The sequence below is a fragment of the Mesorhizobium metallidurans STM 2683 genome, assembly GCF_000350085.1.
Classification (GTDB): Bacteria; Pseudomonadota; Alphaproteobacteria; order Rhizobiales; family Rhizobiaceae; genus Mesorhizobium; species Mesorhizobium metallidurans.
In genome coordinates this window covers 1-9,211 of record NZ_CAUM01000071.1, presented here as the reverse complement: position 1 = coordinate 9,211, position 9,211 = coordinate 1, and the positions used below count along the sequence as shown (strand labels likewise).

Sequence of the window (9,211 nt, the reverse complement as noted above, 5' to 3'; positions counted from 1 at the left end):
CGGAACATCATTTGATATAGGCGGGATTCCATTATCCGCGTACATGGCTTGCATGGGCAAGATCAAGAGCGACCCCAATCCCTCTTCCGAAAACCATTCCTATCAGGTTGAGGTCTTCGCGGAAAAACACGGCCTTTCGCTGAAAGCCGCGAAGGTCATTCTTTCTTCCAACGGACCTTCACGGACCATGTGCGACGCAGCGGCGAAAGCATTTGTTGCGGCTGTTGCGGCGAGGGGTCGAGAGCAAGAGTCAACTCGCGCTTAGCAGTTCGGAGCCGAGACGGCTCAAGGTCAAGTACCGCTCCGCAGCTAGGGTTTAGTCCACCCTCGGCCCCAGCGTCTTTTGCCTGTCGTCTATTGGAGAATTCTAGCCTGCCACCAGCAGATGGGTCATATCTCCTCGGCGCCGGAACAAAGCGTGCATTGGCTTGTAGGGATTCATCGCACACTCGTGCACCAACAAGGTTACAACCATGAAAACGCGACATGTTCTCGCCTCCCTCGCCACTGCTTCAATGCTTTTTGCCATGCCAACGTTCGCTGCGGACACCGCACAGGACTTTGTCGACAAGGCCGCAGTTGGGGCCAAGTTCGAAGTGGACTCGAGCAAGATCGCCCAAGACAAGGCTCACGATCAGAGCGTCAAGGACTTTGCCCAGAAGATGATCCAGGATCATGGGGCAGCGAACGCCAAGCTGGAGGCGGTCGCGGCTGCACAAAAGCTGAAGGTCCCAGCAGAGCTCGACACCAAGCATAAGGACGATCTGGAAAGGCTTCAGAACGCTGACGCTCCCGTTGATCAGCCGTATGTCGAGATGCAGCGCAGCGCGCATGCCGATGCCGTGAAATTGTTTGAAATCTATGCTCGCGACGGTGACACCGCGTCGCTGAAAACGTTCGCGCAAGAGAATCTGCCGACACTTAAGATGCATCAGGAAATGATCGAAAAGATCGCGGCCACAAAGAATGCAGCCACTGGCGCGACAACGCCGGCCGTGAAGACGACGGACACTCCGAGTGCGGCCGCTCCGGTTCCCGGCGCGACAGCTTTACTGAAGACCAAGCCAAGAGCCGCATCCAGGATGCCGGCTACTCGGACGTATCCAAGCTGACCAAAGACGACCAAGGAATTTGGCGCGGGCAGGCGAGCAAGGACGGAAAATCCACCGGTATAGCGCTGGACTACCAGGGCAACGTCGTTGCCGGCAGCAACTGAAAAAATAACAAGGAGAGAAGACCATGAAGACGGTAACCGGACTTTTCGACAGCTACGAAGATGCGTCCAACGCGGTGAACGAATTAGAAGAAACGGGAATTCCGCATTCCGATATCAGCATCGTCGCAAATAATTCAGGCAATTGGTATGACGACGATCGATCCGAGGTCGCTGAAGACTCTGCCGGTGGCGCGGGGATAGGAGCAGTAGTAGGCGGCGCTGGTGGGTTGCTGACAGGGTTGGGCATCATGGCCATTCCAGGCGTCGGACCGGTCGTAGCGGCTGGATGGCTGGCCGCGACCGCCGCGGGGGCACTTGCCGGCGCTGCAGTTGGCGGTGCGGCCGGTGGCATCATCGGCGCTCTCACAGACTCCGGCGTGTCAGAAGGCGATGCCCATGTTTATGCAGAGAGCGTGCGACGTGGCGGCACCCTGGTCACGGCCAAAGTCGACGACGAGCTTGTTGCGAGTGCCGAGCAGATTCTTAGTCAATCCAGATCGGTCGACTTAGCTGAACGTCGCAGAGACTACGAGGCAGGCGGTTGGACCGGGTTTGACCCTGATGCTGAAGCCTATACCCCCGACGAGATCGAGCGCGACCGCGACCGCGATCGCGACGTCAACCGGATTTGATCGATAAGCCCCGCTGCCGAAAGACAGCGGGGCTTTTCACCTTCATAGCCGCTAGGGCGCTTTCTCTCTGCTGGTGCTCTGCTGTCACTTCCGCATCAAGCCCGCTGCTCGTAGCGCCTCCTCGATGACTTTCGCAACGCAAGCCTTCGAACCAGGCGCATGGCATGCTAAGACGCGGCCCAGCGGTTTTTCCGACGTCTCGCGGGCGGCGGGCAACATCGTCTCAGAACGGGCCGTGCCATCTGCCGAGATGTTTGCCGCCCTGGCACCTTGTACCCCTGTGGTAATACCCCAGAATTCCGCGATACGGCGTGTCGACGATACCCCGACGTCCAGCATGTATGGCGCGGGACCAAGGCCATCATCCCTGGACGTCTTCAATGGGGTGCCATGGCCCATGCCGACAATTGTGTATTTCTCGATCAACCTATGGCCGTCGACGTCACACCACACTTGCCGCGTTTGTCCATCGACGGATTCCGTTCGGGTGGGGCTGATGCCCACGTCATGAACCCCTTGCCATTGGGCAAGAATGGAATCCGCGTTGGACGGCACGACCGTGTTGTCGACGAGCCCTGCCAAATTGAAATCTTCGGCCATACCCCTTTGTGGGGCGAAGCTTCACGCAACCGCCGTTGCAGCTCTTGCTTGGATGGGCTGCTGTAACCACGCATGCGATCGAAAGCCTCCGGGATCGTCGACGCGCTGCCATAGGCAAGGCCCGCGATAATTGCGCCGCCGCCGAACACCTCCGGGTAGGCCGCCAACATCACGTTCGCCATGGCGCCACCTGCGGAAAGACCAGTGATGAAGATGCGCTCGCGATCGAGCCCATGAACGACAATCGCTACCTCGATCATCTGGCGAACAGAATGCGCCTCGCCGCTATCGCGCTTGACTTCTCCAGGCATGAACCAGTTGAAGCAGAGATTAGGATTGTTGGCGCGCTGCTGTTCGGGGAACAGAACCGCAAACCCTTCCTCCGCCGCGAGCTGCGACCACCCGGATCCGTGATCATACCCGGCTGCATTCTGGGTACAGCCATGGAGCACCACGACAAGGGCAGCGGCGTCGCGCAAGTTATCGGGAATGAAAACCCTTGCTCTCAAGTTCCCGGGATTGGAGCCGAACCCCTTAATCTCGGACAAGCCGTTGTGGTGCCAACTTTGAGCGAAATCCGATTGGTTGCGCATTAGAGCAAGGCGAGCAATCGTATCTGAGATATTTCGCAAATCGGGATCCTTACCCACGGGGATGGCGGTGACTTCGCATGATGCTAGCAACAACATCGTGCTGCAGTGCACAATAGCAAACTTACGCCAGGTCAGGCACGTATCGTCATTCTAGCAATCAAAGCTTGGAGGCGCCGCGGACTTAGCCGCCAATCCATCCAGATATCCCGTACCAGCACCCCAAAGCCGCCGGCGGAGGTGGGCCCGCCTCACTGGCGAAGAAGCGGGCCCGGTCAAGGTTTGCCGGCCCTTGACCAGCAGCGAGGGGTGCTGCCGTTACCGAAACCAAACCCCGCATATCAGGTTCCGCTTATGCAATGAAAAAGCCTGCACCTCTCGAAGGCGACCACATGGAACATTCCTGACAGCCGGTCGTTGGCGAGCATAGGAGATGCGAATGGCTAAGGTCAAAAACCTCAACAAGGAAATCGTGAACGAGCCGGAGGTGGCGGGCGCCAGAATTGAGCGCAAAAACTCAAGCTTCATTCAAGTCGGTCAAGTGTCGGTCGCCGCCAAAACCGTAGGATCTCCGTTTAAGGACACAAGGTCTATTGGAGACCTCTTCCCGGCCAGACAATCCGCGGCGCGTCCACTGGCGGGCAAAACACCGCGCCCAACTGCCAAACCCGGAGAATAATCATGCCACCCAAGCCAGAGCCGACCGAAGAACCCCCGGTGGATGCGCCTACCTGGACGCCAGACGTGCGTGAGCCAGATCCCGACCTTCCGCCAGATGAGCTTCCCGTCCCCAATCCTGACGAGAGGCGTGACCCTCCCGTGACCCTCCAATGAAAGCAATCATATGAGCGAAGATAACGTTCGCAACGGTGGCTGCCTTTGTGGTGCAGTTCGCTTCTCGGTCAGCGGCGCTCCACTGCACGTTGGGGTCTGTCACTGTCATGATTGTCGACGCGCTAGTGGGAGCGCTTTCAATTTCTTCGGGGTTTGGCCGAGATTTGCATACCAAGGGACAGGCCAGCTGAAGACTTTTGCAGGCCGGAGCTTCTGCCTCGAATGCGGTTCTCGCGTCGCTTCATTGCGGGATGATGAGGCGGAGATAATGCTTGGGGCGCTCGATCTTGCTCCGAGCGATATCATTCCGAATTATGAACTCTGGATCGGCCGGCGCGAACGTTGGCTGATGGATCTGCGATGGGCTGAGCAATTTGAGCACGACCGCGTACCCCGTGCTATCGAGGCGCCACCTCTGCAGCCGGATGCGTGACTCAGCATTACGAGTGAGCAGTAAGCCTTCCGGCTTCAGCCGCTGGCATCAGCCTTCGACAGCCCCGCCTACACCCGCGTATCCAACACAAAGAGCAAAGGCGCTCTCATGCGGCGAGCTTTGCTGAACCCATCCGTTTGATGGCATTTCCGATCGACCGTTCTCCATCATCATAGTCCGCCCACGCGACGGTCTTCTTAATCAGGCTCGGTACGATGGGGACCGTGTATTTCTTTGGGTCGAGATCGGCCCTGACCTGCCCCTATGTCAGCGGCATGGATACAGTAACACCCTCCCTGGCGCGCGGTGACAGCGGCGCGACGGTCGTCGCATGCGATCATTTCGGCGATAGTCGATCCCGACGTCCTCAGTCTCTTGGCCATGTTTACGAGATAGAGATCGGGACGGTTTGCCACCATTTGCATGCAAACCGCCTTCGCGAAAGCCTTGGCTTCTGACCATGTCGTTTTACTGCGCTGACCGGTCAATGGCCACCGGATCGAAACCCGCGACGTAGGAATGCGAGCTCGCATCCAGAACCACTACCTCGGCGTCGCCACCCGGCGTTGACGGGATGGCGTAGGGCGAGTTGCGAGCCGCCGGCCGATGTTCGGACTTCGGATGGGCCGAGAAAGATCCTGTTACCTCCGCATGATGGCGGACTGCGCGAAAACCGGGTCGGGGAACAGTCTGAAAAAAAGATTCAAATTTGAATTCGCGACGGAACAGGTAGCGACTTGGCAAGTTGCTCAAGCTGGAGGAATTCGCACCATGAACAGCGTCATCTATCTTATCGGTTTGGTTGTTGTCGTGCTGGCGATCCTTTCGTTTCTTGGCCTGCATTGAATGCCTGGCTGCGATCACATGGGAGACCAAAATGCAAGACAAACCCGAGATTTCGGATATCCAGTCTCAAATTGCAGAAAGTGGCAGAAAGGTCAGCGAGACGATTGACGCAGCCAAGGATGATCTCACTGTCAAAGCGCACGATCTTGCCTCGGAAGGCAAAGAAGCCCTTACCACCCAAGCTCACGCTGTTCAAAACAATCTTAGCGGCGCAATCGCCACTTTTGGTGGGGCCATCAGGGCAGCTAGCGAGCATCTCGCGAATAGCCATCATAAAAGTGCCTCGCGGTTTGCTCTGGAAGCAGCCGGCGGTTTGGAGCGAATATCTTCTTCGCTAAGGGACAAACCCTTCGAAGACGTCTTGCGGGAGGTTAAGTCGTTCGGAGCCCAAAATCCTGGTGCGCTGATGGGCGGTTCTGTGCTGGCTGGATTAGCCTTGGGCCGCTTCATAAAAAGTACTTCACCTTCGGATGAGGCATCAAGGCATGAGCCTCAAAGTGGAGAGGGTCCTTCATCATCTGCTTTCGAAGATCCGCAAACTCTTCGACAGGAGAGTGAACAATGACGCCCGGGCAGGACGACCGAAGCCTTATGTCTCTGATAAGTGATCTGTCTCACCAAGTGACAAACCTTCTGCAGACAGAAGGTAGACTTCTTCGCACAGAATTGCTCGAGAAAGCCGAACAGGCGGGCGCTGGTGCAGCTGAAGTATTAGGCGGAGCTATTTGCCTTATGACGGCGCTGCTCATCCTGCTTCAGGCCCTAGTAATTGCGCTGGCGAACGCGGGGCTAGGAGTGGGTTGGTCATCCCTGCTCGTCGGCGTCGTTGTCGCACTCATTGGCGTTTTTCTCGTGCGCAACGGCGCTTTGAACATGAAGCCCTCGCAGCTCACTCCTGACCGCACTGTCACGCAGCTCAAACGCGACGCCAACGTCATCAAGGATCAAGTCAAATGACCGAGAAAACATCTGCCGAACTCCAGCATGACGCTGAACTCGTACGAGCGCAGGTTTCTGAAACTGCCGATTCAATACGCAACAAAATGACCCCAGGTCAGCTCATAGATGAGTTCACAGGGATGTTTACCGGCGAGGGCAGCAGTTCACTCCTGACTACCTTAAGGGGCCAAGTCCAAGCTAACCCCCTTCCTGTTGCGCTCGTCGGTGTAGGATTGGCATGGCTGATGGCCGGCCAACGGACCGAAGCGGAGGGCCGCTCTTATCCCTCAGGCTCCTCAACTATGCCTGATGCTTCCGAATTCGGGCGACGCTCTGCGAATGAGGAAGCAGATCTCTTAAGTGGGATGAAGGAATCGCTAACGGAAGCCTCGTCAATCGCTGGCGGTGCGGCGGACAGTATTGCGGCGACGGCGGCCGAAACAGCGCATGGCATTTCTGACAAGGCCAGCGGATATGTTTCTGCCACAGCTAGCCAAACCGCAAAGGCTTCAGCGGCCGCCGCTGACATGCTTCGGCAGGAGCCTTTGGTGCTTGCCGCCCTCGGCGTGGCTCTTGGTACGGCTATTGGCGCTTTCTTGCCTCGGACTGACTTCGAAAACCTTCAACTCGGGGAATCGAGCGGCAAATTGCGCGATCAAGCCAGCAAACTTTTGGACCAAGGCCTGGAGGGCGTTAAGGACGTCGCCGCGCAGGCTTATCAGACCATCAAGGATCAGGCCGACGAGCAAGGCCTGATCGGCGATGGCGTCGACCTCGTTGATCAAGTCAAGAAGGTTGTTCACGAGACGGGTTCGCAAACCGAGACGTTGGCCCGAGAAAAGCTGCAGGAAGTGGCCGATAAGCTGCCAGGGTCTGATACCTGATCTTTGCGAAGGATGCCTTGCCTTGATGCTCTTTTGAAACGGTGATGACCGCGGGCCGCCACGTTAAGCGTGACTCATCAAATGGGAGAATGGCATGGATAACGACCTGCGTTTGAGATTGAAGGAACTTGGCGGGACCTTGCGGAATAGGGCTGCAGAGCTGTCCCAAGCGGGTCGGTGACATAGCCGCGCTAATGTCAGGCGTTGCGGTAACGCTTGAGGCCTTGCTTGTTATCGCCGAAGAGGCCCAATCGCCCCGGTCGGGGCTAGAGTGACCCGCATAGAGCGGGGACGATGTCTCCTCGGTGATATAACCGCAGATTTAAAGATGAACCTTTGGGCTTGTTTTGACCACGATGACGATTGCCACGAGCGATTGGCAAACCGCTGACAATATCGATAGGCTACAGTCCAAGCGGTATCCGGTGGGTAGGCGCGGAAACCAAGACATTCTCGACGGTGGCGTCGTACGATCCGTTCTGCTCATCGTGCGGCACTTCAATCGGATACACAGATGAAGACTCCAAGGTGAAGCTTATCTCGATCGGATTCATAGACGCGCATGAGGAATTCGTTCCCCAAGCAAGCCGACTGGGACCTGCAGTTGCCCTTATCGCCATGGGTGATGGCATGCCCCGCGTGGATGGCTACATTTGCACGCGCAATCTATCGATTGGAAATCCACGGGCCGCTAAGTCCGGCTCCTCTACTTGTTCTTCTTCAGGGGGAACGTAGCGTCGCCGTCCTCATTACCCGACGACACACGAGGATTGGCGCTTGAAACGGCTGCGTTCTTTCCGCCTTTGTGGTCGCGTTCTGATTGACCTCTGGCATCCCCCTCGGGTTTGATCTTCCCGCGGGAGCGCGTTGCGGATGGCGTTACTTTGTTGCGAGCCCTGGGCATCGGACCGTTCTCCTTTGAAGTGCCCAACTCCACGCGCATCGCAAAGTTCCAATGGCCCCATACAGATAAATCCAGACCACGTAATCCCCCGGGAACCAGATGCGTTGGTCGAAGTTGATCCAACACCCCCGGGAACGGAATCTAGTCTCATGTCGCTAACTGCAACCCCGAAGCCAGGTGACTTGGCCGTAAGCTGGAAAGCTTTTCACGCCCCATTGGCGAAATGCGTCAGCCGGCAAGTAGGCGAAGCGCGCGCCAGCACGCACGATTTCTAATCCCTGCTCACCCGACGATAACGATCTGCTCGTGTAGGACCGGATTACTAGGGAGACGCCCCTGAGAGCCTTTTTTCGGGACAACGGCCTGACGATTGCCTTGGTAGCGATGTTCCTTTTGAGCGTGCTGGGCATGATCTGGTCTGGTCATGCGACCTACAACGACGAACTTCGGGAGCACGGATCGAGGACGATTGGGCTGGCGGAATATTTGGTAAGTTGGCGACTTCCTCTCGGCACTCTTCGAAAACTGGGAGAGCGAATTCTTGCAGATGTCGGCCTATGTAATGCTGACAGCCATGCTGTTTCGGCGCGGTTCGGCCGAGTCTCGTGATCCCGACGATCCCGACCGTCCTGACAACGAGATTCCGGCGGCCGCGCGCAGGCAAAACCCGATTCTCGCTTGGCTCTACTCCTATTCTCTGGGCATAGCGCTGGCCATGCTTTTCGTGATGTCCTTTGCATTGCACTTCTCGGCTAGTTTGGCAGCAGCAAACGAGCAAGCAGTCCTGCACGATGGTCAGATTCAATCCGTGGGAGACTACCTGCTCGACGCACAGATGTGGTTCGAGTCCTTTCAAAACTGGCAATCCGAATTCCTGTCGACGGCCGTGCTGATCGTTTTGTCGATCTTTCTTCGGCACAAGGGCTCGCCGGAATCGAAACCTACCAACGCGGCGAACTCTGATACCGGCGAGTAGGGCTCGGAGGCCGCTGGCCAGCCGGCGAATTGAAGCGCACAGGTTCCGTATATCAATGCTTACCTGACTGCTTCCATCGAGGTCACGGTGCTTGCGAAGCCCTTTAAAAGGCGATCCGAATATGTCTCGGTTTCGGTTTTCTAAGCCAACTCAACACCGTCGCCCATGCCTATCAGTTCGCGTGGAAATGGTGCGGAATCAGATGGAACAGAAGGCTGCAATTCGCGCCCGGGAAGCCACGCTGACCAGTAACGCTGACGCCGAAACCGCGCGTCGGGCATTCGTCGCCTTTTGCCCGAAGCTGCGGTATTCTATGGCCGTCGCCTCAAAAGCAGAAATGTCCAAACGGGAGTGCTT

General features: G+C 57.1%; 8 protein-coding genes and 3 pseudogenes. 9 read left to right on the top strand and 2 right to left on the bottom strand.

Annotated elements, in window-relative coordinates; genetic code table 11:
• The 3 genes and pseudogenes from MESS2_RS32965 to MESS2_RS12375 form a co-directional block, all read left to right on the top strand.
• Positions 1-265: hypothetical protein (locus tag MESS2_RS32965; protein ID WP_244439953.1), on the top strand; the 265-nt coding region annotated here is incomplete at its 5' end.
• Between the two features lie 208 nt (positions 266-473).
• Positions 474-1,216: pseudogene (locus MESS2_RS12380) on the top strand (DUF4142 domain-containing protein).
• 23 nt (positions 1,217-1,239) lie between these two features.
• Positions 1,240-1,848 (top strand): hypothetical protein, encoded by a 609-nt coding sequence (locus MESS2_RS12375; RefSeq protein ID WP_008874589.1) that lies wholly within the window; start codon positions 1,240-1,242, stop codon positions 1,846-1,848.
• 84 nt (positions 1,849-1,932) lie between these two features.
• Here MESS2_RS12375 and MESS2_RS12370 read toward each other — a convergent pair.
• Positions 1,933-3,080, bottom strand: a pseudogene (locus MESS2_RS12370) (extracellular catalytic domain type 1 short-chain-length polyhydroxyalkanoate depolymerase).
• Between the two features lie 397 nt (positions 3,081-3,477).
• Here MESS2_RS12370 and MESS2_RS12365 point away from each other — a divergent pair.
• Together MESS2_RS12365 and MESS2_RS12360 are read left to right on the top strand one after the other, a co-directional pair.
• On the top strand, positions 3,478-3,717 hold the full coding sequence (locus MESS2_RS12365; RefSeq protein ID WP_157357679.1) for a hypothetical protein: 240 nt from the start codon (positions 3,478-3,480) through the stop codon (positions 3,715-3,717).
• Positions 3,718-3,882: 165 nt separating this feature from the next.
• Positions 3,883-4,305 (top strand): GFA family protein, encoded by a 423-nt coding sequence (locus tag MESS2_RS12360; protein WP_040592786.1) that lies wholly within the window; start codon positions 3,883-3,885, stop codon positions 4,303-4,305.
• A gap of 468 nt (positions 4,306-4,773) precedes the next feature.
• Here the strand turns inward: MESS2_RS12360 and MESS2_RS32235 are convergent, their stop codons facing one another.
• Positions 4,774-5,148 (bottom strand): hypothetical protein, encoded by a 375-nt coding sequence (locus MESS2_RS32235; RefSeq protein ID WP_157357677.1) that lies wholly within the window; start codon positions 5,146-5,148, stop codon positions 4,774-4,776.
• A 34-nt stretch (positions 5,149-5,182) separates the two neighbouring features.
• On the opposite strand from MESS2_RS32235, the gene MESS2_RS12355 reads away from it, so the two are divergent.
• The 4 genes and pseudogenes from MESS2_RS12355 to MESS2_RS12340 all read left to right on the top strand — a co-directional run bounded on the left by MESS2_RS12355 (position 5,183) and on the right by MESS2_RS12340 (position 8,854).
• On the top strand, positions 5,183-5,716 hold the full coding sequence (locus MESS2_RS12355) for a hypothetical protein (RefSeq protein WP_157357675.1): 534 nt from the start codon (positions 5,183-5,185) through the stop codon (positions 5,714-5,716).
• Positions 5,713-6,108, top strand: coding sequence for a phage holin family protein (locus MESS2_RS12350; protein WP_008874580.1), 396 nt, complete (start codon positions 5,713-5,715; stop codon positions 6,106-6,108). Before MESS2_RS12355 ends, MESS2_RS12350 begins: the two co-directional genes overlap by 4 nt.
• Entirely contained in the window at positions 6,105-6,974 is an 870-nt protein-coding gene (locus tag MESS2_RS12345) for a hypothetical protein (protein ID WP_008874579.1), read from the top strand. The genes MESS2_RS12350 and MESS2_RS12345 overlap by 4 nt, the downstream gene beginning before the upstream one ends.
• A 1,288-nt stretch (positions 6,975-8,262) precedes the next feature.
• A pseudogene (locus MESS2_RS12340) lies at positions 8,263-8,854 on the top strand (DUF6766 family protein).
• Positions 8,855-9,211 lie beyond the last annotated feature (357 nt).